Below are 23,396 nucleotides of genomic sequence, written 5' to 3' on the forward strand. Positions count from 1 at the left end.
CATGCGGCTGCAAACATTTGAATTATTTGGCAAGATCATCTCCTAAAATGCTGGGTTAGCCTTTTTAATGCCAATCCTACAAATGATTAGTTTGGCGGTTAAGTTTGGCGAAAAACCCCAAAACTCAAAATAAGCTTGACCAAACAGTTTTGGAATCCACACTGAAAGGAAAAACGTTACTCGTTTACTGGTATATACTCCAGCAGCCAAGCCGCACTGTAGGCGTCCGCGAAGTCCAGAAAGCCTTAAAGTTTTCAAGCCCAAGTATAGCGGTTCACCATCTCGAAAAACTGGAGGACTTAGGCCTCATTAGTAAGAAGCCAACAGGCGAGTATATACTTAAGGAAGAAGTGAAAATTGGAATTTTACAGTTTTTCACTCGCATGGGCCGTTTTATGGTTCCTCGATACATTTTCTATTCAGTTCTTTTTACAACAATGCTAGCCACTTATGTTGTGCTATGCCTTTTGGGCAATATATGGCCGAACCTTTACGCCGTCATGTTTGGGCTTATCGCCACTGTGGCCTTCTGGACTGAAACAATCCGAGTTTGGAGGGCGAAACCCATTTGAAAAAGCGCCTTAAAGCTGTTCTAAAACCTAGATTTAAAAAGCTAAGAAACATAAAATTTGCAGAGGTGAAAACTCCTTGAATAAAAGCCTTGTTTACACCTTGACTGCAGCAGTGCTTGGAACACTGCTGGTGATCATTCCGCTTTTCATCGTACCAGCTGCCGACTTAGGACATTTTGAAAAAGCTGTCCCTCAATCTCTTCCAGAGAGAATGAAAAATCTCGAGCTTTACGGAGACCGCGGAACCCTAATACCTTGTGTAACATGCGAGACCCCGGTGCAGAGTTACTTCGCTGAACTGTGGATTTTGGCGTTAAGCCTTGCAGTCGCTTTGGCCGTCTACTTCGTTGTTAGGGCTAAGTTCTTGCATTAACAGTTCTGTTTCTCTTTCTTAGGCGGTTGTTTTAAGGCTTTTCTTGCAAAGGTTATATAGCCCGTGTGCGCAGTCATAAGCGTTTGGGGTCTTGTTTTGCCACGTTCTGTTTGCATTCCCCGCATTAGGCATTCTATGGTTTCTATGTCTATGAAGCCATTTTCCCTTAGGGCTTCAACAGTTTTAACCACCTGGTCTATGGTTGGACTAAAAGAAACAATTGTTCCACATGGTTTTAATGCCTGATACGCGTGGGAAACAACAAGCCAAGGCGTCGCCATATCCAGTATAACGGAGTCTACATCCTCTTCGTCTATGCCAGCAGTAATATCCTTATTTTTAAGCTCTACAAGATCCGCCAAGCCAGCCCGTTTTATGTTTTTCTTGGCTGTTTCAAGGAATTCGCTTCTGACTTCATAGCTGTGGACGCGGCCGTCAGGCCTAACAAAGTGGGCTAAGGCTGTTGTTAACGCACCTGTACCTGTCCCAGCCTCCACAACGCGGCTGCCAGGACCTATACCGCTGAAAACTATAATGAGAGCGATATCCTTCGGATACATTATTTGAGTTCGCCTAACACTCTTCATTATATAGTCGCGAAGCAATGGCTTAAGAACTGTGAACGGAACGCCGAGGCTACTTGAAACCGTGGAGCCGTACTCCCTGCCAATTAAGTCATCAAGTTTTATGAAACCTTTATGAGTGTGGAAAGTTTTTCCAGCTTCAACTTTAACGAGATATGTTCTCCGCTGATCCAAGTAGAGAAGTACATATTCGCCTTCCATTATCGTCCTGCTCGACAAGAGACTTCACTGCTCATGAGATACCATAAATGTTAAACAATTTAAGCCTTTGAAAATGAGAGACCCACTTCCATCGCAGTTTACGGTCTTAACGCAAAGGAAAAAGATAGGAGACGCTACAAATAGCTTTTAGGTTTCCGTAACACCAAGTAAAGCGTCGTGGCAACAAAGAAAACTGCGACAACCGCCAAGAAAATTATGGCAGTCCGTGTGCCGTCGAGTTCACCTTTAACTCCCTTAAGAGACTCGTAGTCATTCTGCAACTGCCATAGAGTTTGATTTATGTTCAACAGCTCCTCGCGGGTAAGGTTCTTTCCAAAACATTCCGTGAAAGTCCGATTTAGCTCAGACAATTCGTTTTGCAACTCCTCTAACATGGTCTGCGTACTATTAAGCTGGTCTCCAAGCGATTGAAGTTGTTCTTTAAGAGATTCAAGCTCTTCTTCAAGCGATTCAAGATAAACATTCTCAACACGCGTCAAAACAAAACCTATGGTTCCTTGAAAGGGATACGGCAGTTCCCGTCCAAGCTCATCCTTGACTGTGGCATCATATTCAAGGTAAATTTCTCCATAAATAACGCCGTAGACATTCTCCTGCACGAAAATTTGGTGTGGGAAAGCAACTGTGCTGTCCTTACTGAGTACGAGTTTTCCTGATGCATTACTGTAAATTTCAATCTTTTCAGTTCCGTTCACAAACCCGTAAATGGTTAGGTTAATGGTTTTTACATAAACCTTAGTGACCAGAGACGTTAAACTTAATATAACCGAGATATTATCGGGTGGTTTAGCTCTTGATGTGGCGTTCACTTGAAGTCTCACACATGAAATTTTGGAGTCAAAGAACGTTTCTGTATCATCAAGTTGGGTTTGTGTTTTGACTGTGTATGTTGAGGCAAGTAGTAGGCTTAGGCATGCGAAAAGTGCTATTATCATCCTCTTGTTCACATCATCCCCATCCCTAACTTTGATTGTCGAAATAATTTTGCAAGTTTTATTTAATGTTTTTAAATTCTTCTTTTGTTATTTGCTGTTTTCTAGACGTTTCTTTTTTAAGAATTATGTTTATGTTCGGCTATCTTATTGAGCGGATGAACCTTAAATACATGTACATAAAATAAATGAGCGCAAAAAATGTGAGGGCTATTTCGAAGGCTAAAATAGCTGGGTTACTTTCCATAGCCAAAAAATAGCCTTGCTGAAGTATGTCCGTGAAAACTAGTATTTGGAGGAATATGGCTCCGCCTAGGCAGCTTAGGCCTAAGCTGTGGATGAGAATTTGGAGGCGGTTTAGTTTGGCCGTGGTTGCTGTTTTCATTGTCATCGCAAATATTAAGAAATACCGTCTTAACTTATAGGTTGTGAATCCTAAACCACAACGAAGCATTAAGATTAATTTTCCACATTAGTCTTAAAGCTTGTATTCTCTGCCTTTTTCCGTTATCGTAACATGGCTTTTAAGGTTTTGCATGAACTTGGCGAAAAGCTCAGCGTTCTCTGTATGCACTGGAAAAATTTTCTCAGGGTTCATTTCTTTTAGGCAAGCCTTCAGCCTTAAGGGGGTAATGTGTCCCGATACATGCACATGGTACTGGGGCAAACCATAATGCCTAAGCCAATTAGCAAGCCTTTCAAAGTCTATTTCCATCTCCTCGTTGAAAGGCTCAGAAGAGGAAAACACATAGCAACTGCCAGGTTTAGGCTGGATCTCCACCAGCTGCTCCAAGTCATATAGGGACATTGTTAGAACTATGTTCTGTTGACGCTTCGAAACTTGTTCGACATCAACAACCTTTTCTGGGTAACGTTCAAGAATCTGCTTTTCCCAAGCGTACATGCGCTCCTTCGACTTTCGAAAAACAAGGATTCCCTCGTCACCAAGCCTTGGAATGCGAAGCTTCCGGTCGCCGCTTAGCGCCTCAATTAAGTAGGCTTGACGTAGTGAAACAGCTAAACATCGATTGTTCTTCAAGGCTGCCCTATGGAAAGAGTTAAGCCTATCCACATCCGTGTAGGCAAACTCTGCAAGCACTAAACCCTCTGTCTGGCTGACAATATGATTCAGTTTGGCTTCAACCTCTCTTTCAGAGGAAACCGAAACACTAGTCATGTTAGTGGCCTCGCAAATAACAGCCACTGGCTCAGCAGCCTTAGCCTGCTCCACAAACTCCTGCGTCATCTCACCCTTTGCACCGTGATCCCGGAAATCACCCGTGTAGACAACAGCTCCATTTGAAGTGTGAATGACAAAGCCATAAGCACCAGGCACCGAATGATCAACGTGTATAGGCTCAATTTCCAAACTGCCAACTCTAACAGTGTCACCAGTCCTAAATGTGTGGAACTCTATGCCTTCCACATTAAACTCCAAGTCCGCCTTGCGGATTTCGCCAAAAGCTTGCAAAATTGTCTTAGTTGTTTCACCACAGTAGACTAGAATTTCCCTCTTCACAAAAGATAAGTAAGCCGAATGGTCCATGTGCCCATGGGAAAGAAAGACAGCGTCTACAGCTGGCGATTTTTCGTCAAAACGGTAAACACCCTCAAGTTTTGGAAGGATACCTAACTCTTGAAGGCTTCTCTCGCTCTTAGGTGAAAGAAACGGAGGCGAGTAATACTGTTTTCGCAGAGCGAAAGACATTCCAAAGTCAAAGAAGACCACAGTATCCCTGTCTTTAAGAAGAATTTTGTTTCCACCGATTTCGTTCACACCACCATAAAAAATTAAGGCTGTTTTGTTTTGCACCATTCTTTTAACCCGCCTTTCTACAAATGTTTGAGATAGCCAGAATTACGTGAGGAAGAACGAACACGCTGAAAACTTTCGTGTATTTTGGTTTTCCAGCAGCCCTAACGGCCCCTAGGTCCCCGCCAGCCTCTAGATAACCCTCAAGAAAAGCCTTCACAACAGCTTCAACATGCTTCATTCCAACAAAAGGCAGCACATAGTGCCCAATGTAATAGAGGAATTCGGCAACATCCCATGCTTTGTCACCCTTCCGCGAGGCTTGCTCAAAATCCATCAAATAAATTTCACCATTCCTTCCAACGAGAATATTCTCTGGTTTTGTGTCGCCTAATGCTACACCAAGAGCGTGAACTCTCGCAAAAACCTCACCCACCTTGCGGACTAGCCTCAGTCCTCTCTCAACAGCGTCTGCATCCTTCCCATCGAGGATTCTTTTAACGATTTTTTCTAATGTTTCGCCTTCTAAATATTCCATGAAAACAAGTCTTTCATTGTGATCTATGCCCAAAAGCCTTGGAACTGCGAAGCCCCTTGAGTATAGAAACTGGTTTATGGAGCACTCCCTCTCAAGTCTTGAACGCCCAAGAAGGGCGAAAGTTCTTGTTCCAACAGTCCACAAGGTTAATGGGAACCATTTAAAGCTGGACCAATCTTTGAAACTTTTTACAACAACCTTGTGCTCTTCACTATCCGTGGAAACCCTAACCAAGTAAACATCATTTAGAATCCCGCCTAAATCCTCTACAGTCACCTTTGCTTTTTCGCCGACCTTAAGGATTTTTCTCGCGAATCCTTCTATGTTCATTCCAGCAGTCAAGGGGACAAGCCCGTTTGCAGTAGGCACAAACAAATACATCCTAGGATCCATGAGGGTATACTTCATTTTAAACCCGCCTTCCCCGCTCTCGAAGAACTGAAACTTTAAAAATGCATCAACATTTTCCGACAAAACACCTAAAACTTTTGGAAAAGTTCCCAGAAGCGATGTAAACAAGGCTTTCTGTGCAGACCTAAATAGGTTTGTGAACAAAACTTTTCTGTGCTTTAAGGCTTCGATAAAACTTTTTGAAACCTTAAAAAATTCTGTGTCTACACGCTCAATTACCCCTTCCTTTTCCAACTCATTCAGGGCAAGTATATATCCTTCCATAACTTGTTTAACAGCTTGTTCTCTCTGCTCTTCCCTAAAGATATAGAGAAGCATAGGATAGATTGGTGGAAACAGTCGCGCCCTACTCAGCATAGCCTCATACATGAAATACTCAGGTTTTATCCGGATTTCGTATGAAAGTTCTGGAAATGTAAGCACTAAGTTTTCTAAGAGTTCAAGAATAAAACGTTTTTTAAGCTTAATCTCGTTTGTTTTCAAGTAGCTAGCATTAACCAGCGGCACGTATGGAAAAATAAGGTGAATGGCGAAAGCCTCGCCTAAAAAGCCAGATTCCACGTCTTTCTCAAAAATCCATTCGTCCACCGTATAGAAAATGGCGGGTTTACCATTAAAGAATTTTACATAATTCATTAATCCGGGTTTAACCCCATCAATAACCACTAAAACCTCAAGCAACGCTTTCGAAAGATTTAACGCTGAACCACCGCAGATGCAAATGCTTGTTATAGGACGCAAGTTGGAAATCTGTCTACAAAACTCGTAAATTTGCCTTTCTAGTCTCCGGTTAAGCTGCTTATGTCCCGTCGTCACTTTTTCACCAGTAATTGCTCCAATGTAGGTGTGACATTTCCATGAGATATAGCTTAGCGTCTACCTATTATTTTGCCGTAACGGCAACCCAATGGCAACGCCAAGCCAGCATCCTCCTCAACCCTGCTGGAACCCACCAGTATGACGGTTTCAGGCTCAAAGAGAGTCTTCATGCTAGACATCTGATTGACCTTCAAAGTTAAAGGCTTAAAAAAATTAGGAGGCAACCATACACATAAATCTAACTTTATTGTTAGACGCGTTCCATCAACTTGATGTAGGCAAAAGCTGCGAGAAAAGTAAAGACAACTGAAAAAATCAAAACGCTAGCGATCATCTCAGCCGAAAAGGATGGTGTTCCCAGAATAAAGGAGCGAATAAGATCTGAAGCGTTGCTTAATGGGTTAACCCTCGCAAAAGTTACAAGAAACATTGGAAACCTGCCCTCTCGCCCAAGTTGCTCAATCAGCGAGAACGGATAGAATACGCTACTACAGAAGAATAATAGATAATAAACCAAACCCCTCGCGGTCACAAACTTGTCGAGACTTGTTGTGGAAACAGCTATAGCTATGCTTAAGCCTGAAATTCCCATGGCGAGGAAAAACAGCACAAGCAAAATCACAAGAAACTGAGCCGGTGTTGGAAGGCCGACAAAGGCAAAGCATATAGCTAACAAAGGTGCCATGTACACCATTCCTCGCAGTCCTCCTGAAAGTACTCGGCCAAGGGCAAGCTCAAACCTTGTCATCGGCAAGCTGAGCATGTACTGATGAACTTCTCGCCTTCTTTCCATGTTTACCTCTCGTCCAATCATGAAGGCGGAAGCAAATAATCCCGTAACAGTCAACCCAGGCGCAAAAAAGTCAAAGTAGCTTTTTATCTGCCTAGATAATTCCGGGTTCAGCATGCGGTTGTAAACTATGGCCATAATAAACAAGTCAGTTAGGTTCATGCTTATTAAGCCTACAAGCCACCATTTATAGCGGAGAAAATTTCTAAAATCATTTTCAAGTATGTGCACAATATGCCTCATTTACTGCCACCCGCCGCCTTCAATGGCTTTATCATAAAGAACTATGCCTACAAACGTAAAAAAGACGAAAAACAGGACTATTCCGAGAAATGGCAACAAAGGATTTTCAAAGGATAAGGCTGCCTCGATTCCAGCGCCCCAGCGGAAAAGGTCAGCCGCAAAAGTAACAGGGTTAAAGTTGGCGATCCACCCGTAAACTGGAGTTGCTTCCTTAACAAAGCTTAGGGGATACATGGCTGTGCTTAAACGCACTATCAGCGCATCCAAAACGCCCATTAGAATGTCGTAGCGGTCGCTGGATTTTATGACAACAGCCAGAGTTATGCTCATTCCAGAAACTCCGAAGGCGAAAAGGAAAAGCGAAAACAAAGCCAACAAAAAGTTGACTGGGTTCCCTATACCAATAACGTAGAGAGATATACAAATCAATGGACTGACATATATGAAGGCGCGGAGCCCTCCACCTATAGAACGCCCAAGAACAAGTTGTCTCCTTGTGACTGGCAGACTAAGAAGGTATTCAAAAACACCGTGTTCAGCTTCCTCATAAATGTCGAAGCCGATGAATATGGCCGCGGAGTAAAGCGTCATAATGGATAAGCCGCCAACATAATAGCGGAAATAATTCTCAACAGCGACCATGCGGGAGGCTATAAGTCCAAAAAAGGCTATTTGTGAAATAAACCAGATAGCCCTCATAATAACCATGACTTTATACTGGAAGAATAAGCGGATATCCCGCTCAACGACGTAGAAGAGTTTCCGCGTTTCTAGTTTCCTCCCTTTTGCGCCTCCTCCAGCGTCAAGCCAGTGTAATGGGCGAACACATCGTCGAGGCTTGGCTCGCTCATGCGGATAGAGGAGATAGTGGCACCTTCCTCCATCAGTTTGCTCATAATTTTTGGCGCAACTTCCTCAACTTTGTTCAAGTATAGGCGAAGTATGGAAGCCTTTGTCTTAATGATTTTGACAACTTCTTTGAATTGGCTGAGTTCTTCGACAATTTCCTGGGGAGGCTCCTTTTCAAATTGAATTTCGACAATGTCTCCGCCTACGATGCTGTCTTTGAGCTTTTGAGGTGTATCGCAAACAAGCAGTCTGCCTTTATGCATTATGCCCACTCGGTTAGAGAGCACGTCAGCCTCGTAAAGCTCGTTAGTTGCAAGGATTATTGTTGTTCCCTCGTTGCATAGTTCACGAAGCATCCTCCAAATTTTATGTTTGCCAACCACATCAATCTGTGCTGCAGGTTCATCTACAATGGCTATTTTAGGCCTCTGAACAAGCACCTTGGCTATTTCAACTCTTTTCCGCATACCGCCGGAAAGCGCGTGAACATTTCTGTGACGGTGCTCCCACATGTCCAAGGCTTCTAGAACCTCGTGGACTCTCCGTTTGCGCTCCTGTGTTGGTAATCCACAAACCTTGGCGTGCCAGTTAACAATGTCCCATGGAGTGCTAACCCATAGCATTTTAGGCTCTTGGAAGGCAACTCCTAATAGTTCTCGAACTTTGTCCGGGTTTTTCCGGATGTCATAGCCGTTCACATATGCTGTGCCTTCTGTAGGTCTTATAACGGTTGCAAGCATGAGAATTGTTGTTGTTTTTCCAGCACCGTTTGGACCTAATAATCCAAGAATTTCTCCTTCTTCAACTTCTAAATTGAGGTGATCAACAGCCGTGAAATTCCCAAATTTTTTTGTTAAGTTCTCAATGCGAATTATTGGGGGCATTCTGCATTCCAGACTGGAAATAGACACGTTGAGACGTTTAATACTTAAAGCTTGCGCGCCAATAAATCAGCAGTACACTTTTCAGCTCTTTCCATAACAGCCGATTCATCTAATGTTTGAACTTTCCTGTTTTCCATAAGAATTCTTCCGTCCACGATAACAGTGTCCACATCGCTTCCACGGGCTGAATAGACTAGGGCGGCGTAAACGTCGTTTAAAGGCTTTAGATGAGGTTTAGAAACGTCCACAAGCACAATGTCCGCCCTCTTTCCTACCTCCAAGGAGCCCGTTATTCTGCCAAGACCCAAGGCTTTGGCACCGTCCAAAGTTGCCATTCTCAAAACTTGATATGCTGGCAAAACTGTGGGGTCGTGGTGAATATGTTTCTGCAGTAGAGCGGCAAACTTCATGGTTTCAAACATGTCAAGCGTGTTGTTGCTTGCCGGTCCATCAGTGCCTAACGCTACCTTAACGCCATGATCAAGAAGCGCTTTGACGTCTGCAACGTTTAGGCCTAGTTTCATGTTGGCTACTGGTACGTGGACAACGTTAACACCGTGTTTAGCTAAGACGCGTCTATCTTTTTCCGACAAGTTTATGCAGTGAGCTGCCAGTACATGGCCTTCAAAAAATCCCAGCTTATGGAGGAATTCAACTTCGCAGCAGCCATGAAGCTTTTCAAACTTCTTAAACATTTCAGCGGATTCTGCGAGGTGAATATGAACGCCTAAATTAAGTTCTGAGGCTTTTTCTCTAACTTTTATAAGCAGTTCTGGACTGCAACTGTAGGCGGCGTGAGGGCCTAGCATTGTGGTTACTCGGCCTTCTGCAAAGCCGTTGAAGTTTTTCGCAAAATCCACGCTGTTGTTGAACATTTTTTCGCCAGTTTCTTTGTTTCCAGCTTCGATTATCCCTTCTGCTAAGACTCCTCTTATGCCGCTTTGGCGCACAGCCTCTGCAACAGCCTTTTCATGGAAGTACATGTCTGCAAAACAGGTTACGCCGTTTTTCAGCATTTCTAAGCAGCCTAGAAGCGCTCCAGCGTAAACATCGTCGCTTGTCAGTTTTGCCTCTAAAGGCCAAACTGTTTCCTGCAGCCAAACGTCTAAAGGCTTGTCTTCGGCTAAACCGCGGAAAAGCGTCATTGCCACATGAGTGTGACAGTTTACGAGGCCGGGAATTGCAACTTTGCCTCTGCCGTTTATTGTCTTTTCTGCCGTAATCCCTTGGATAGAGGAGGCTTTTCCAACAAAGGTTATTTTTCCATCCTTTACAGCTATAGCTCCATTCTGGATTGCGCTTTTGTTATTTATTGGTAGGATTAGGCATCCTTGGATTATGAGGTCTGCTTTCTCCAAAACTTCACCTAAAACCTAAAAGAGGAAGCGTAATTTATAAGAAGAGCGTTAAGCCTTAGGCTTTTAAAAAGGGAACCTCCTTTCCCACAGTTTTTGGGTCTTTAGGCTATCTTAGAAATGGGGTTCGTGTTTTTATGCCTTCACCGTTTTTGATGAGAGAATGCAGTGCTGATTGTGTCGTCTCACTGTTTAGGGCAATGTCTCTCTGGACCCCTACTGTTCCAATTTTCTTGCATATGAAGTTTAACGAGTCTTCTGTGAATGTTAATAGGTTTCGTCCTTCAGGTGTAAGCTTGTAAACTTTTCTGGGCCTGTCGTTGCTCATGTCCCATTCGCTTTTCACGTATCCGCTTTTTTCTAACGCGTTCAAAAGCGGATAAATGGTGCTTGGACCGAAATAAACGCCGAAGGTTTTGCGGATTTTGGTTATTATCTGGTAGCCGTGCATGGGTTGGCCGCTGAGGAACTGAAGCACTATTAGGTCTAGGAGGCCCTTCATGAGTTTAATTTGAACTTCCTTTGTGGTATTCATTTTTATTTTTCCGCTCCACCGGGTTTTGTTCAACAGTTTCTTGTAATATGTATCGCAAGACTCTATACAGACTAAAGATGGATATAAAACTTAACACATACCAACAGCATAAAAAAGCATAAATAAAACGCATCATACCATCAATCAAAAACCCGTAAAACATATAAACCGCAACGAAAACAGGTCAAAATCAGAACATAAAAAGGACAACAGCCAATGGAAGAAAACCTCAAAAAAGAAATTGTTCAACACATAACCAAAAACCTACTCGACATCCAAATACTACTCATAATAAACAAACAACCAACATGGGGATACAAAATAAAAAAACAAATAGAAAACTTCTCAGGACTAAAAATACGCCACAGCACCCTATACCCACTACTACGAAAACTAGAAAACAAAGGTCTAATCACAAGCCAAAAACAACAACAAGGAAAACGCACAAAAAAAATATACACAACAACAGAAAAAGGAAAAACATACCTAAAAACATACCACGATCTAATAAAGGAGCAAATAAAGGATAGAGAATAGATATAAGATGAGCGAAAAAGCTGTTAGAAAAATATTAGCTGAAATAGAACGACTTGGAAGAGAATCTTATGAAATCGCAAAAGAAGTTATAACCAAAGAAAAGTTTGAATATACTCCACTTAACGAGGCACTAAACTATTTTATGCAAGGGTGGCGAAACTTTCACCATCCAGCGCTACTCGCCATAGCTTGCAAAGCTGTAGGAGGGAAGCCTGAAAAGACAACCTTAATAGGCGCTGCATTAGTCCTTCTCACAGGAGCCGCAGATATCCACGACGATGTAATAGATGAATCAAAAGTGAAAAATTCAAAGGCAACGGTATACGGTAAGTTTGGAAAAGATCTTTCCATTGTTGCAGGAGACGTTCTCTTTATTCAAGGTCTGACAATTCTAAGCATGGCTTGCGGAAATCTTAATAAGAAGCAGCGAGAAGATGTGCAAAGGCTTATAAAACAGGGTTTTTTTGAATTGGGAGACGCAGAATCAGAGGAGGTTAGTTTTAAAGGTAATTGGAACATAGATCCAGAAAAATATTTACGTATTCTTACAAGAAAAGCAACCATTGCGGAGGTTGCTGCACGCGTCGGCGCATTGATAGGTGGTGCAACATCAAAGGAAGTTGAAGAATGGGGCAGGATTGGAAGATTATTGGGTTTATTAATGAATATCAGGAATGAATTTGTAGACATTTTCGAAGTAGAAGAGATTAGAAATAGAAGGGACAACGAGTGTCTGCCATTACCGGTCTTATATGCTATAAGTAATGAAAAATCAAAAGAAAAAATAATTCATTTGCTCAAAAAGAAAGAACTAACCGACGACGATACAGCGAATTTAGCGGAAATCGTATTAGAAACAGACGAAGTTCAAAAATTTAAGAATAAAGTGCATAGATCAATAGAAGACATAAATAAGTTAATTAACAAATATAAGAAAAAATGTAAGGAGGTAGCACTACTACAAAAATTAACGAAATTAGCTCTAAGTGATCTCTAAATTTACCACCACAATGGCGGCCATGTGAATCTAGTAGATTTCCTTCGAGCCTTCATCCCACTCCCACTTGTATTGTTGTTCAACAAAACTTAAAAATGTTGCGCATGTTTATTGAGACTTCATATTCAAAATAACAAATCTTTATCTAGAAACAATGGCAAACAAATTTAACGAGTAAATAATGCAAGTACGAAAATTTTCTATGAAGATAGATAAGTGCATGAAGGTTAAGTTAGGAACCATTATAACAATCGCCAATTTATTTGTTTGGTACTATCACGCTTCCACGGTTCTTAGAGGGGTTATAGACAGAATACTTCTTAATCAAGTGGAGAAGTTAATTTTGAATGTTGTCTTTTTTTCAGTTATAATCGTCTCTATGACTGGGGGTGCTTATATTTCAGGTAAGTTAGTTCACCTGAAACGTTTTATTTTACTATGGAATTTATTTGGTGTTTTTTCCTCATTAGCGCTTGCAATGCTAGAAATGATACCTGTAACGACCTTTAACATCTTATTCCTTTTATCTCTGGTAGGTATTTCATTTGGTCTAGGTTTTCCTTCTTGCATGCGTATCTTCGCAGATATAACTGAGGAAAGAAATAGAGCATGGTTCGGGAGCATACTAATCCTTTTTATGTTCATGGGATTATTTGTTTCTGGATTTATAACTTCTATGAACTCATTTTGGAACGTATTAGTTCTAACCGCTTTTCGATCATTAGGTTTAATAAGTTTTCGTTTTCTTAATGATTATTTTCTAAATTATAAGCAGAAAAGAGAGGTTTCTTTCGTATTTTTACTTGTAAAAGAGAGAGCGGTTTTACTTTATCTTGCCCCATGGAGTGCATTTTCAATTGTTAACTATCTAGGTTGGCCTATATGCAGCAAAATTTACGGTGAGGAGTTCGTCCACCACTCAGCTCTTGTGAGTAGCATAATAACGATATTTTTCGCTCTAATATCTGGTTTTTTTGCGGACAATGTCGGACGAAGAAAAGTACTCATCACGGGTTTTATAATATTCGGAATTGCATATGCAATGCTTGGGATTAACCCATACAATTTTTATGTGTGGTATTTTTATACAATTGCCGATGGAGTTGCATGGGGGATCTTTTACGTAGTCTTTTGGTTTACAATATGGGGGGATTTAGCTCATGAACAGCCGAGCGAGAAATATTATGTCATCGGAATAATACCGTACATATTTTCAGGCTTCCTGCGCGTAACAATAGGTCCATTTATAATAAATGCCATATCAGAATATGCAATTTTTTCTTTTGCTGCATTCTTTCTGTTTCTTGCAGTTATTCCTCTAATGTTTGCTCCTGAGACTTTGCCTGAGAAGACGCTTCGTGAGCGGGAGCTTAGGAGTTACATTGAGCGGGCTAAGCGGGTTAGGGAAAAGTTTACAAGAGGCTGAGTTAGATGCTTTTTCTCTGGTGGTGGGGCTGTGTGTTCTTTCATTTGATGTTGACGTCTGAGTGTGATTTGCAGTGTCGCTATTGTTTCGGCGAAGCAGTAGAAGATTTCGGGGATGACTTTGGCGGTTTAAATGTTGATTATTGTTTGCCCAAGCGTTTAAGCTATGATTTGGAGTCGTTGGAACATTTTTGCAGTTTGGATCCAGACTGTGTTTTGATTTTTTATGGTGGGGAGCCGCTACTATGCCTAGAAGATATCAGACGCATTATGGATCGGGTTAATGCTAAATATTTTGCTGTTCAAACGAATGGCCTGCATTTAGACTGCTTAGGGCCGGAATACGTGAACCGGTTTAGTGTTGTTTTGGTGTCGGTTGATGGAGACGAAGTCCTAACCGATTTTTACCGTGGAAAGGGTGTTTACAGCAAAGTCATAGAGAATTTAAAGTTGATCAAGCACAACGGCTTTAACGGCGAGATTATTGCACGAATGACAGTCATGGAGGAAACTGACATCTACAAGCAGGTTTTATGGCTGCTAAGCAATAGCGAGTTTCCATTTTCATCTGTGCATTGGCAGCTTAACGCTGGCTTCTGGAACGATTTTGAAAAACGAAAATTCAAGGAGTGGAGTGAGAAAAGCTATAATCCCGGAATCCGCCGCCTAGTCAAGTTCTGGGTTGACCACATGGAGAAATACGGTGTTGTTTTACGTTTGTACCCATTTCTCGGCGTTGCTCAATCCCTTCTGAAGGGCGAGGAGAAAACTCTTCTGCGATGTGGCGCCGGCTGGATAAACTATGCCATCCAAACGGACGGACATATAGCGCCTTGTCCAAGCATGTGGGGTATAAGAGACTTTTATTTGGGGCATATAAGCACGACGCACCCGCTTAGGCTCAGGAAAATCTTTGTCAACGAGCCTTGCATAAACTGCGGGATATTCAATATTTGCGGAGGCAGATGCCTATACGCAAATATAACGAAACGCTGGAAACCCGAAGCCTACAAGCTTGTCTGTAAAACTGTTGAAAACATGATCAACGTCATAAAATATGAACTACCAAGAATCAAAGCACTAATTGAAACTGGCAGAATAAAAATGCAAGATTTTGATTTCATGCAATATGTTGGCTGTGAAATAATTCCATAATCCTTGCCCTTGCGTTAACGACAAAATTAAAATTAAAAGTCCATTTTAATAGTCTTGAGCTTGGCCAATTTCATTGAAATCGAGGGTAAACTCTCAGAGGGTGTTTTCGAAAGGCGCGTGACTAGATTTTCCGCTTTGGTAAAGGTTAAAGGGAAAAGCCAGCAATGTTTCTTACCAAATCCTGGAAGACTCGATGAACTTTTGACTTCTGGCGCACAAGTGATTTTGAGAAAAAGCAACACCGCAAAAAGCAAAAGAGAGACTTCTTATGACATTGTAGGCGTATATAAAAACGGTGCAATTGTTTCTGTCGATTCTCGTCTACCAAATAAGCTTGTTTTTGAGGTGTTAAAAAACAGGGATTTACCAGAATTTAGCGGTTATAAAGTTGTTAAACCCGAGTACCGCTATGGACATGCAAGGTTTGATTTTCTCCTTCGCGGCGGGTCGGCAATTAAGCCTTGCCTTTTGGAAGTTAAGTCCTGCACTCTTGTCCGAGACGGTGTTGCCATGTTTCCAGACGCGCCTACCGAAAGAGGCGCTAGACATGTTTTAGAGCTTGCCAAAGCCTTAGATGAAGGTTTTAGAGCCACTGTACTCTTTATAATTCAAAGAAGCGACGCCAAATTCTTTACCGTGAATGACGGGACCGATCCGAAGTTTGGAGAAGCCCTCCTGAGAGCGGTTAAACATGGGTTAGAAGTTTATGCTTATTCGACAAGATTCGCCGGAAACAAGATAATTTTGAATGGAAAAGTTAAGATCATGCTTTGAAATATGTTTGTTTTCAGCTGTTGAAAAGGGAAATTAATAAAAACAAGTTTTGCATGAGAACATTTAACTTAAGCTTGGTGGAGATGCGATTCATGGCTAAGGCTGCTTCAAGAAAGTTTGTGGCTGTTGATCCGGCTAAATGCACGGGCTGCAGCCTCTGTGAGTATGTTTGCGTTTTAGAGAAAAACGAGCCGATTTGGAACCCCTTAAGGTCTAGAATTAGGGTCATACGGCTTACTCCGGCCTTCAACCTTGCATTAACATGCCGACTCTGTGAGAACGCGCCTTGCGTCAGAGCCTGCCCTAGAAACGCCCTAATTCAGTCTGAAGAAGGCTTCATCGTTATAGATGAGACTAAATGCGATCGATGCGGCTGGTGCATTCAAGCCTGTCCATACGGTGGGATTTCGCTTCACCCGGACAAATCCTCGGTTTTGGTTTGCGACCTATGCAAAAACGATCCAGAAGGACCCCAGTGTGTTCGATTCTGTCCAGAAGAAGCCTTGGAACTAGTGACTGGAGATGATATAGTGACAAAGAAGTGGGTTACAGCCATGGAGAAAATACCGACAAACATCGATAAGCTAACCAACCTTGTAAAAAGGCGAGAGTGGGCTGTTCTGTTTGAGGAAGCCGAGGACAGAGCGAAGAGACTTTCAGAAAAACTCGAGGCAATAAACAAAAAGTGGGGTTACAAGCTAAAGTAGTGCACATGCCCTCAACAAAAGATAAACAAAAAGACTGGAAATGAGGGCTGAGGAAAAGGATGAGCTAAAGCCTTTTGTACACTATATCTTTTTCTCTTGCACGTTGCGCCACCTTCAGACCTACGCTTTGTCCAGCCTCGGCTTTCTGCACATTTTTATGTTCAATCTGCATGGATTCCACAACCTGTTCGAAGTCAGTTGCTGGGCCCTTGATAACTATGCGGTCTCCAACAGCTAACGGAGCCTTAAGTTCAACAACAGCCACACCAATCTTGGTAAAGTAGTGAGTTACACGTCCCACTTCAACAAGGTTCTCTTCCCTCAAATATTTCATCTCCGAAACTATAGATGTTTTAGCTTTCCATAAATAATTTGTCTTAAAAGTAGCTTCTGCCCGAGGCGTCTGCGGGTTCTAGACGCTCTGCTCACAACCAAAAGTGGTTTTTAAGGTTGAAAGGCTCTGTTTTCAAAAGTTACTCTTCCTCGAAAAGCTCCGGCGGAATATAATCCATTCCAAACGTTTCTCTCGCCTTTAGAAGGCGTTCACGTTGCTGATTTAAGATTATGAAGAGTTCCTCCGGTGTGTCAGCAACTTTTTCCCTGTAAAACTTTTCAACTCGCTCAATTTTGGCGAGGTTTTCTGGTATACGTATGGTAAATTGTTTTGTATAGTCTTCTTTGCGGTATTCCTTACTCAAAACTTGTCTAAAAAGCGTGTGTAAATCCCCGTATTTCGGAATCAGTCCAGTGGGGGTGATTCTCGCCCCAACGTCGTTGTGTACTCGCAGTTCCATCCACTTGACCCACACGTGCTTATCTCTCGGCGAGTTCAGATATTCTCCGGTTTGCAAGTCTCTTAGGAAGTAGTTTACCCCGAATATTATAGGCGGCTTTTTGAGTTTTCTTCCAAAGTCTAGGTTGTTTCGTATATTTTGCCCCATTGGTATGGAAATAAAGTCTTGTATGCTCATCATGTTTATTTCCGGTATACCTTCTTTCCCAACTGTAGCGAAGGTTGTTTCGGTTTCAAGGGCTGCCCCGTAACAGATCACGCCGTGTTCCCAGTTGAAGCTTTGCTGAACGGGTACATACGCCTTGGAGTCACGTCCTCCATACATTATTCCGCCAAGTTCAACGCCCATAGGGTTGTCCAACTCTGGATCACAGTTTTCCAGCGCTTTCAATGATACTGTGTAGCGGGCGTTTTTGTGGGCGGGTGGTATAGGTTCACCATTTTCGTCTGTTTTGCCATTCCACCAATGTCCAGTGTAGTTGACTCCTTCTTTAGGCAACTCGCAACCCATTCCAAGCCAGTAGGGTTTTCCATCTTTCACCAGAACATTTGAAAAAATTACTTCACCAGGGCTTGTAAGCACCTTGTAAAGTATTGGATCATCTTTAGGGTTTATGCCTTGAAGGATGCCGAAAATACCGCATTCGGCGTTTGCAGCCCTTGCTACAGAGTTAATGTTGCGAATATAGGCAATATCATCGCCAAGTATAGTTTCTCCAGGAAGCATGGCGGTTGAAGTTTTGCCGCAAGCGCTTGGAAAGGCTCCGGCAAAATATGTTTTTCTGCCGCCAGGTCCGTGCACTCCCATAATCATCATGTGCTCCGCGAGCCAACCCTCTTGATTTGCCTTTCTTATGGCAAGCCTAAATGCGAGCTTTTTAAATCCCACAGAGTTGCCGGCATACTGCGTGTTGACACTATAGATTGTACCCCCAGTATAGTCTATGTAGATTCTTTTCTTGTCATGGTCTATGCTAACCATGTTTTCATTAACTCTTCCGCTAGAGTGCAGCACCTTTAGGAAATTTGTGTCAGAAGGTGCCTTAACAAATGCTTCGTATCCCGGTCTGAAAAGCAAGTACTCTGAATGGGCAACATACCACGAATCTGTACATTGTACGCCTAGAATTGAAAAGACGGAATTGAGGGGGCCTAGACATACGAAACGGACAATCATCGTACGTCCTTTCATCGAATCCCTGAGTAGGCTTTTCACTTCTGCCAGCCCTTCATCTCTGTCAATTTGATTCAGCGCCTTACTTAGGTAGTCTCCCTTTGGCACAAGATATTTTGTGGCTTCACGGTCCCTGCCTTGATCATAGGGACCGTCAAAATGGACCGTGTGCCCGGGTGTCGCAAGGGGTTTCTCTTCCCCTGTCTTTATTGCCATCCGCCTGATGTAAGCTATATCGTCAGGCGAATCGTCAGAGACAAAAATTCCTTCAGGATTGCAAAGCATTGCACACTCAACAATGAACTGGTGAACTCTTGGAATTTTTATGAGGTGGAGCTTATCATAATCCTCTCTGTCCAGCTTATGCCTTATCGCTTGAAGACAGCAACTTATCTCGTTGGTTTGCAGCATTTCTAATTCCCTAGCGGATTAAACAGAGTCCCATATAAGCTTTCAGAAGCTTTAACTGTAAGAAAAACAGAATCAGCCAACCTTTCCGAATTTTTATTATAAAAATTACAATAAATCTTGTTTTAATTAGAAAATATGCCTTCAAGATATGTCGCTGAAGCGTTATAAATTCTAACATGTACAACTTTGCCAAGCACGTTTTCCCCATTTTTCACAACTATCGGCTTGTAGGCTTGGTTTCGGCCAATCCATGAACCTTGGACAGCACCTTGTTCATCAATCAAAGCTTCGCCTTCCCAACCGACCCACGTCTTGTTTCTTTCAAGGGCTATTCTTGACGCCAAGCGACTTAAAACAGAGCTTCTTTTTTTAATCTCAGGAAATGGTACAAAGCCATCCATCTTAGCGGCTGGGGTTCTAGGTCTTGCGAAAAATTTTGACGTATTAACTATGTCCGGCTTAACCTCTTCTAGCAAGCGCATGGTTTTTTCAAATGCTTCCCATGTTTCGCCAGGAAAACCACAGATAACGTCGGTGGCTATAGTTATCTTAGGAAAAGCTTCGCGGAAGATGTTTACTATTTGCTTGAAATCTTCAACAGTATAGAATCTCCGCATTCGCTCCAGTATCTGGTTGTCTCCGCTTTGAACTGGGAGGTGAAGGAACTTGAAGATTTTCTCGTCTCTGTAAGCTTCAACAAGTTTGTCCAAAATTTTCAGCGCCATGTTTGGGGTCATCATTCCAACCCGAATTCTGAAATCACCTTCAAGGCTGCAAACAGCCCTCAAAAGTTCTGGAAGGCTTGCACCAATATCCAATCCATAACACGCCGTATCCTGAGAGGTAAGCCAAAACTCCCGCACCCCTTCAGCCAAGTCCGTCTTAACTCTCTCTATTATCTCACTTATCGTGTAGCTTCTTAAGCGTCCTCTGGCAAAAACAACACAACAATAAGCGCATGAACCTAGACACCCATAACTTATTGGTATAATTCCAATAACAGGGTTCACACGTCTTCGCGGAAGATTAAGACTCGGCTTAGCCTTCTCCGCGTCTTCCAACGCTAAAATCTTTTCGCCCTGAAACACTGCCCCAACAATGTCAACGATTTTTTCGCCTAAAGCTGGGCCAGCTGCCCCGTCAAAGGTTACCTCTCGCTGCAACCTTTCAAAGTTTATGAGAGGCAAGCATCCAACAACAATAAGCTTTTTGCCTTTAGGAACATTCTTCAAAAGGTTTATCATGCGATTTTCCGTAGGCCCCTTAACAGCGCAAGTATTGTAAACAATTATGTCAGCATCTTTCAAGCCATGCGCAAGTTGGAACCCAGCTGCCGCTAGGCATCCTGCCATAACCTCCCCGTCAGCCAAATTTGTCGAACACCCAAAGCTTTTAAGGAACACTCGTGGAATGTTCATGACTTGTACATTAAATGCTCCAAAAAGAAATAAAAACCTAGAGGTGCTCTTACAATCACTTTTACAAATTTTTGAAAGCATTCAATAATAAGCTTTAAAAAATAAAGAACCAACATGTTTGAATCATATTTAAAGCATATTATATACAAGTATAGCTTTAGATTGCAGTTTCTCGCTTACCGGTAGGGGGAAGTTGAAAATGAAGTTGATTACGCTTTATCTTCCTGAACCATATATTGAGGCGTTGGATCAATTAGTAAACGAAAGGTTGTATCCAAACAGGGCTGAAGCTATTCGTGTGGCTATCCGTGACTTGATAAACAATGAGATTTGGCGTAGAAAGAGGGTTGGCTAAATGCAGTCAACGATTGGACAGACCTTCCGCTATTCATGGCACGGCATGGTTACAGAAGAAATCCGTCCGCCCAGCTTTTGTCGCATGCTCGTGTTTGGCGTGGGCGGTGCTGGAAACAACACCGTGACAAGGCTTATGGAAATGGGTGTTGTTGGAGCAGAATGCATAGCAGTAAACACTGATGCCCTTCACCTAAACATTTCAAAGGCGCATAAGAAAATCCTGATAGGCGAAAAACTAACCAAGGGCTTGGGAGTTGGTGGAGATCCAAAACTTGGAAGAGCAGCTATAGAGGAGTCTAGAAAGCGCATAGAAGATCTGCTTACAAATGCGGATATAGTCTTCGTAACAGCTGGACTGGGAGGGGGGACAGGTACTGGCGCAGCACCGGTTATCGCTGAAATCGCCAAAAGAAAGGGCGCATTAACGGTTGGAGTTGTAACAACACCTTTCAAAATCGAGAAAGGCCGTATAGAGTACGCGGCCTACGCCTTGAACGAGATGCGAAGACACTGCGATACTGTGGTTGTTATTGATAACAACAAACTCCTTCAGATTGCGCCTAATCTGCCCATAAATGAAGCTTTTAAACTTGCAGATCAAGTTTTGGCGAACATGATTAAAGGGATAGTTGAAACCATTTCAGCGCCAAGCCTCATTAACCTCGACTTTGCAGACTTCAAAACTATCGTTAAACGCGGCGGACTAGCCGTAATAGGCATAGGTGAGTCAGACGCACCAAATCGAGCTGAGGACGCTGTAAGAAAAGCTTTGAGAAACCCGCTTCTAGACGTGGACTATATGGGCGCAAAAGGCGCATTGATACATGTTTCCGGCGATGCTCACATGACTATTGAAGAAGCAAACCGCGTAGGCGAAATAGTCACAGAATTGATGGATGAGGATTCGCTAGTCATTTGGGGAGCCAGAGTTAGCCCAGAGTTGGACGGAAAAATAAAAGTAACTTTAGTCTTGACCGGTGTAAATTCGCCGTACATTTTAAGCGGTTTTGGAACCATAGCACCGCAATTGTTTAACCTTGAACCATACGCTGAACCGGAAAAACCGTTAAACATAGACCTAAACCTCTACCAATTAGAGAAAGACACCATCTAAACTCTTTTTTACTTAATGAATAAATATCGTCGCTAGATTCGCTGTTTCTAACGGAATAGTTTATAGGCGAAAAATTGCACGCATTTTAACTAGGCCAACAAAATGAAAGAGAAAGGAAAATTTCCATTGGGTATAGGCCTTATTGGATGTGGTGCCATAGGGACAATGCTGGCACAAGCAATAGACAAAGGACAAGCTGGGAACACTTGTCTAATCATGGTTTTTGATAAAAATGTTGAAAAAGCCAAAGCCTTAGCGCATAAGCTGAGAAACAAACCCAATGTCGCTGGAAAATTTGAAGAGCTGCTTGAATGTGGGGACGTGGAGCTTGTCGTGGAGGCTGCTTCCCAAGAGGCCGTGAGAACTTATGCCTTTAAAGTGTTAGAGGCCGGGAAGGACTTGATGGTTATGAGCGTCGGCGCCTTAGTAGATCCAGAGTTGACAAGCAAAATCAGCTTTGCCGCCAAAGAAAGAGGTAGAAAGGTTTACGTCCCGTCGGGCGCCATTGCAGGGCTAGACGGCGTGAAAGCATCAGCCATGGGTAAAATAGAAAAAGTTGTCTTAACCACAAGAAAACCTGTGGAAGCGTTGAAGGATAACACCTACTTCAAAGATAGGTTTGGCGGAAAAATCAAAGAGCCAACCATCATATACGAGGGGCCAGCGATGGAGGCATGCAAGCTTTTTCCCGTAAATGTTAACGTAGCGGCAACTTTGAGTTTGGCAGGCGTAGGCGTAGAAAAAACAACAGTAAAAGTGGTAGCGGACCCAACACTGAAAAGAAATGTTCATGAAATTGAAGTCAAGGGCGAATTTGGCGAGTTAAGGATTCATGTGGAAAATGTTCCGACAGCCGAAAATCCCAAGACAAGTTATTTGGCAGCTCTTTCAGCCATCGCAACATTAAAGAGGATCACGGAACCCATTGTTATTGGAACATGAACTGCAATTTCGCTTAAAACGATTTAATTTTAGCGATAAAACTTTCCTTTTAAGCCTCAGTTTAAGAGGTATAGCATTGCCTAAGGGCTCGCAAAGCCCCTTGCTTATGGCTTTAGCCACATCCTCCAAGCTGGGCTCTGCCTCTATAACCGTGTACGCTGCGCCCACTTCAGGGGCATAGTGGGCGTCGCTACCCGCCACCCTAGGTAGTCCAAGTTTGGAGGCGATTTCCAAAGCTTTTTTAATGGAACGTTTGAAGGGAAAAGCTGAAGCATTTACCACTTCAACTGCGTCAAATTTTTGGCTGATCCTCTGTCCTAAACTCGCCTTCAGAGAGGCTCCTGGGTGACATGCTATAGCTAAGCCGCCGAGTTCATGGATTTTGTCGACGGTTTCTTCTATGCTCAGGTTTTTTGGCACTGGTTCTTGAAGGTTAAGCCCAATTATGTGGCCATTTAGGCTTGAAACTTCTATGCCAGGTATTATGAGGAAATCTTTTGTTTCCTTAGCCACTTTTAGTGCGCCGTCGATTTTATCGTGGTCTGTTATGGCGACACCATTTAAACCCGCCTTTTTCGCATATAAAACAAGCTCGTCTAATCTGATTAACCCGTCGTAGGAGTAACATGTGTGTACATGAAGGTCCACTTTTACTCTCATTGTTTCGGATAACCTCAATTTTCGGTTGGTTATTGATCCTATTTACGTTTGCGGGAAAGTAGCCCGCATATT

At 42.6% G+C, this 23,396-nt stretch carries 25 protein-coding genes; 11 read left to right on the forward strand and 14 right to left on the reverse strand.

What is annotated here, in order from left to right; all coding sequences use genetic code 11:
- The first annotated feature begins 104 nt into the window (after positions 1–104).
- Positions 105–572 carry a hypothetical protein gene (locus KEJ24_01660; GenBank protein MBS7646532.1) on the forward strand — a complete coding sequence of 156 codons (468 nt, stop codon included), beginning with the start codon at positions 105–107 and terminating at the stop codon, positions 570–572.
- 76 nt (positions 573–648) lie between these two features.
- Complete coding sequence (locus KEJ24_01665; protein MBS7646533.1) at positions 649–945, forward strand: hypothetical protein; 297 nt, start codon at positions 649–651, stop codon at positions 943–945.
- Here the strand turns inward: KEJ24_01665 and KEJ24_01670 are convergent.
- The 10 genes from KEJ24_01670 to KEJ24_01715 all read right to left on the reverse strand — a co-directional run bounded on the left by KEJ24_01670 (position 942) and on the right by KEJ24_01715 (position 10,860).
- The gene (locus KEJ24_01670; GenBank protein MBS7646534.1) at positions 942–1,730 is read right to left on the reverse strand and encodes a tRNA (adenine-N1)-methyltransferase; all 789 of its coding nucleotides are present in this window, start codon (positions 1,728–1,730) and stop codon (positions 942–944) included. The two genes, KEJ24_01665 and KEJ24_01670, sit on opposite strands and share 4 nt — an antisense overlap.
- Positions 1,731–1,864: 134 nt before the next feature.
- Positions 1,865–2,698, reverse strand: coding sequence for a hypothetical protein (locus tag KEJ24_01675; GenBank protein ID MBS7646535.1), 834 nt, complete (start codon positions 2,696–2,698; stop codon positions 1,865–1,867).
- A 127-nt stretch (positions 2,699–2,825) separates the two neighbouring features.
- Positions 2,826–3,068: a hypothetical protein gene (locus tag KEJ24_01680; GenBank protein ID MBS7646536.1), complete on the reverse strand. Its 243-nt coding sequence runs from the start codon at positions 3,066–3,068 to the stop codon at positions 2,826–2,828.
- 93 nt (positions 3,069–3,161) lie between these two features.
- Positions 3,162–4,499 (reverse strand): MBL fold metallo-hydrolase, encoded by a 1,338-nt coding sequence (locus KEJ24_01685; protein MBS7646537.1) that lies wholly within the window; start codon positions 4,497–4,499, stop codon positions 3,162–3,164.
- A gap of 4 nt (positions 4,500–4,503) precedes the next feature.
- Positions 4,504–6,201 carry a hypothetical protein gene (locus tag KEJ24_01690; protein ID MBS7646538.1) on the reverse strand — a complete coding sequence of 566 codons (1,698 nt, stop codon included), beginning with the start codon at positions 6,199–6,201 and terminating at the stop codon, positions 4,504–4,506.
- 253 nt (positions 6,202–6,454) lie between these two features.
- Entirely contained in the window at positions 6,455–7,237 is a 783-nt protein-coding gene (locus tag KEJ24_01695; protein ID MBS7646539.1) for an ABC transporter permease, read from the reverse strand.
- Positions 7,238–7,972: an ABC transporter permease gene (locus KEJ24_01700; GenBank protein ID MBS7646540.1), complete on the reverse strand. Its 735-nt coding sequence runs from the start codon at positions 7,970–7,972 to the stop codon at positions 7,238–7,240.
- A gap of 35 nt (positions 7,973–8,007) precedes the next feature.
- Entirely contained in the window at positions 8,008–8,970 is a 963-nt protein-coding gene (locus KEJ24_01705) for an ATP-binding cassette domain-containing protein (GenBank protein ID MBS7646541.1), read from the reverse strand.
- A 44-nt stretch (positions 8,971–9,014) separates the two neighbouring features.
- On the reverse strand, positions 9,015–10,310 hold the full coding sequence (locus tag KEJ24_01710) for an amidohydrolase (protein MBS7646542.1): 1,296 nt from the start codon (positions 10,308–10,310) through the stop codon (positions 9,015–9,017).
- Positions 10,311–10,434: 124 nt separating this feature from the next.
- Positions 10,435–10,860, reverse strand: a complete 426-nt coding sequence (locus KEJ24_01715) for a PadR family transcriptional regulator (GenBank protein ID MBS7646543.1) — start codon at positions 10,858–10,860, stop codon at positions 10,435–10,437.
- Between the two features lie 216 nt (positions 10,861–11,076).
- Between KEJ24_01715 and KEJ24_01720 the strand changes: the two genes are divergently transcribed.
- The 6 genes from KEJ24_01720 to KEJ24_01745 all read left to right on the forward strand — a co-directional run bounded on the left by KEJ24_01720 (position 11,077) and on the right by KEJ24_01745 (position 16,455).
- Positions 11,077–11,397 carry a helix-turn-helix transcriptional regulator gene (locus tag KEJ24_01720; protein ID MBS7646544.1) on the forward strand — a complete coding sequence of 107 codons (321 nt, stop codon included), beginning with the start codon at positions 11,077–11,079 and terminating at the stop codon, positions 11,395–11,397.
- 7 nt (positions 11,398–11,404) lie between these two features.
- A complete protein-coding gene (locus KEJ24_01725) occupies positions 11,405–12,394 on the forward strand; it encodes a polyprenyl synthetase family protein (GenBank protein ID MBS7646545.1) in 990 nt (329 codons plus the stop codon).
- Positions 12,395–12,614: 220 nt separating this feature from the next.
- Positions 12,615–13,820 (forward strand): hypothetical protein, encoded by a 1,206-nt coding sequence (locus tag KEJ24_01730; GenBank protein MBS7646546.1) that lies wholly within the window; start codon positions 12,615–12,617, stop codon positions 13,818–13,820.
- A gap of 32 nt (positions 13,821–13,852) precedes the next feature.
- Complete coding sequence (locus KEJ24_01735) at positions 13,853–14,974, forward strand: TIGR04084 family radical SAM/SPASM domain-containing protein (GenBank protein MBS7646547.1); 1,122 nt, start codon at positions 13,853–13,855, stop codon at positions 14,972–14,974.
- 60 nt (positions 14,975–15,034) lie between these two features.
- Positions 15,035–15,748, forward strand: a complete 714-nt coding sequence (sfsA, locus tag KEJ24_01740) for a DNA/RNA nuclease SfsA (protein MBS7646548.1) — start codon at positions 15,035–15,037, stop codon at positions 15,746–15,748.
- A gap of 92 nt (positions 15,749–15,840) precedes the next feature.
- Positions 15,841–16,455, forward strand: coding sequence for a 4Fe-4S dicluster domain-containing protein (locus tag KEJ24_01745; protein ID MBS7646549.1), 615 nt, complete (start codon positions 15,841–15,843; stop codon positions 16,453–16,455).
- Between the two features lie 64 nt (positions 16,456–16,519).
- Here the strand turns inward: KEJ24_01745 and KEJ24_01750 are convergent, their stop codons facing one another.
- The 3 genes from KEJ24_01750 to KEJ24_01760 form a co-directional block, all read right to left on the reverse strand.
- Complete coding sequence (locus KEJ24_01750; protein ID MBS7646550.1) at positions 16,520–16,789, reverse strand: translation elongation factor-like protein; 270 nt, start codon at positions 16,787–16,789, stop codon at positions 16,520–16,522.
- A gap of 139 nt (positions 16,790–16,928) precedes the next feature.
- Positions 16,929–18,833, reverse strand: coding sequence for a phosphoenolpyruvate carboxykinase (GTP) (locus KEJ24_01755; protein ID MBS7646551.1), 1,905 nt, complete (start codon positions 18,831–18,833; stop codon positions 16,929–16,931).
- A gap of 122 nt (positions 18,834–18,955) precedes the next feature.
- The gene (locus KEJ24_01760; GenBank protein MBS7646552.1) at positions 18,956–20,203 is read right to left on the reverse strand and encodes a tRNA (N(6)-L-threonylcarbamoyladenosine(37)-C(2))-methylthiotransferase; all 1,248 of its coding nucleotides are present in this window, start codon (positions 20,201–20,203) and stop codon (positions 18,956–18,958) included.
- Positions 20,204–20,450: 247 nt separating this feature from the next.
- On the opposite strand from KEJ24_01760, the gene KEJ24_01765 reads away from it, so the two are divergent.
- The 3 genes from KEJ24_01765 to KEJ24_01775 all read left to right on the forward strand — a co-directional run bounded on the left by KEJ24_01765 (position 20,451) and on the right by KEJ24_01775 (position 22,664).
- A complete protein-coding gene (locus KEJ24_01765) occupies positions 20,451–20,606 on the forward strand; it encodes a ribbon-helix-helix protein, CopG family (GenBank protein MBS7646553.1) in 156 nt (51 codons plus the stop codon).
- Complete coding sequence (gene ftsZ / locus KEJ24_01770) at positions 20,607–21,722, forward strand: cell division protein FtsZ (protein MBS7646554.1); 1,116 nt, start codon at positions 20,607–20,609, stop codon at positions 21,720–21,722.
- Positions 21,723–21,824: 102 nt separating this feature from the next.
- The gene (locus KEJ24_01775; GenBank protein MBS7646555.1) at positions 21,825–22,664 is read left to right on the forward strand and encodes an aspartate dehydrogenase; all 840 of its coding nucleotides are present in this window, start codon (positions 21,825–21,827) and stop codon (positions 22,662–22,664) included.
- On the opposite strand, the gene KEJ24_01780 is transcribed toward KEJ24_01775, so the two are convergent.
- Positions 22,626–23,324 carry a PHP domain-containing protein gene (locus KEJ24_01780; protein ID MBS7646556.1) on the reverse strand — a complete coding sequence of 233 codons (699 nt, stop codon included), beginning with the start codon at positions 23,322–23,324 and terminating at the stop codon, positions 22,626–22,628. The two genes, KEJ24_01775 and KEJ24_01780, sit on opposite strands and share 39 nt — an antisense overlap.
- Positions 23,325–23,396: the final 72 nt, after the last annotated feature.

Source organism: Candidatus Bathyarchaeota archaeon (assembly GCA_018396705.1).
Lineage (GTDB): Archaea > Thermoproteota > Bathyarchaeia > Bathyarchaeales > Bathycorpusculaceae > DRVP01.

Excerpts from the sequence above, each read along its gene's own strand:
- KEJ24_01670 (MBS7646534.1), bottom strand. The coding sequence starts at position 1,730 with ATGGAAGGCGAATATGTACTTCTCTACTTGGATCAGCGGAGAACATAT.
- KEJ24_01680 (MBS7646536.1), bottom strand. The coding sequence starts at position 3,068 with ATGAAAACAGCAACCACGGCCAAACTAAACCGCCTCCAAATTCTCATC.
- KEJ24_01685 (MBS7646537.1), bottom strand. The coding sequence starts at position 4,499 with ATGGTGCAAAACAAAACAGCCTTAATTTTTTATGGTGGTGTGAACGAA.
- KEJ24_01695 (MBS7646539.1), bottom strand. The coding sequence starts at position 7,237 with ATGAGGCATATTGTGCACATACTTGAAAATGATTTTAGAAATTTTCTC.
- KEJ24_01705 (MBS7646541.1), bottom strand. The coding sequence starts at position 8,970 with ATGCCCCCAATAATTCGCATTGAGAACTTAACAAAAAAATTTGGGAAT.
- KEJ24_01715 (MBS7646543.1), bottom strand. The coding sequence starts at position 10,860 with ATGAATACCACAAAGGAAGTTCAAATTAAACTCATGAAGGGCCTCCTA.
- KEJ24_01720 (MBS7646544.1), top strand. The coding sequence starts at position 11,077 with ATGGAAGAAAACCTCAAAAAAGAAATTGTTCAACACATAACCAAAAAC.
- KEJ24_01725 (MBS7646545.1), top strand. The coding sequence starts at position 11,405 with ATGAGCGAAAAAGCTGTTAGAAAAATATTAGCTGAAATAGAACGACTT.
- KEJ24_01730 (MBS7646546.1), top strand. The coding sequence starts at position 12,615 with ATGAAGGTTAAGTTAGGAACCATTATAACAATCGCCAATTTATTTGTT.
- KEJ24_01745 (MBS7646549.1), top strand. The coding sequence starts at position 15,841 with ATGGCTAAGGCTGCTTCAAGAAAGTTTGTGGCTGTTGATCCGGCTAAA.
- KEJ24_01750 (MBS7646550.1), bottom strand. The coding sequence starts at position 16,789 with ATGAAATATTTGAGGGAAGAGAACCTTGTTGAAGTGGGACGTGTAACT.
- KEJ24_01755 (MBS7646551.1), bottom strand. The coding sequence starts at position 18,833 with ATGCTGCAAACCAACGAGATAAGTTGCTGTCTTCAAGCGATAAGGCAT.
- KEJ24_01765 (MBS7646553.1), top strand. The coding sequence starts at position 20,451 with ATGAAGTTGATTACGCTTTATCTTCCTGAACCATATATTGAGGCGTTG.
- ftsZ (MBS7646554.1), top strand. The coding sequence starts at position 20,607 with ATGCAGTCAACGATTGGACAGACCTTCCGCTATTCATGGCACGGCATG.
- KEJ24_01775 (MBS7646555.1), top strand. The coding sequence starts at position 21,825 with ATGAAAGAGAAAGGAAAATTTCCATTGGGTATAGGCCTTATTGGATGT.
- KEJ24_01780 (MBS7646556.1), bottom strand. The coding sequence starts at position 23,324 with ATGAGAGTAAAAGTGGACCTTCATGTACACACATGTTACTCCTACGAC.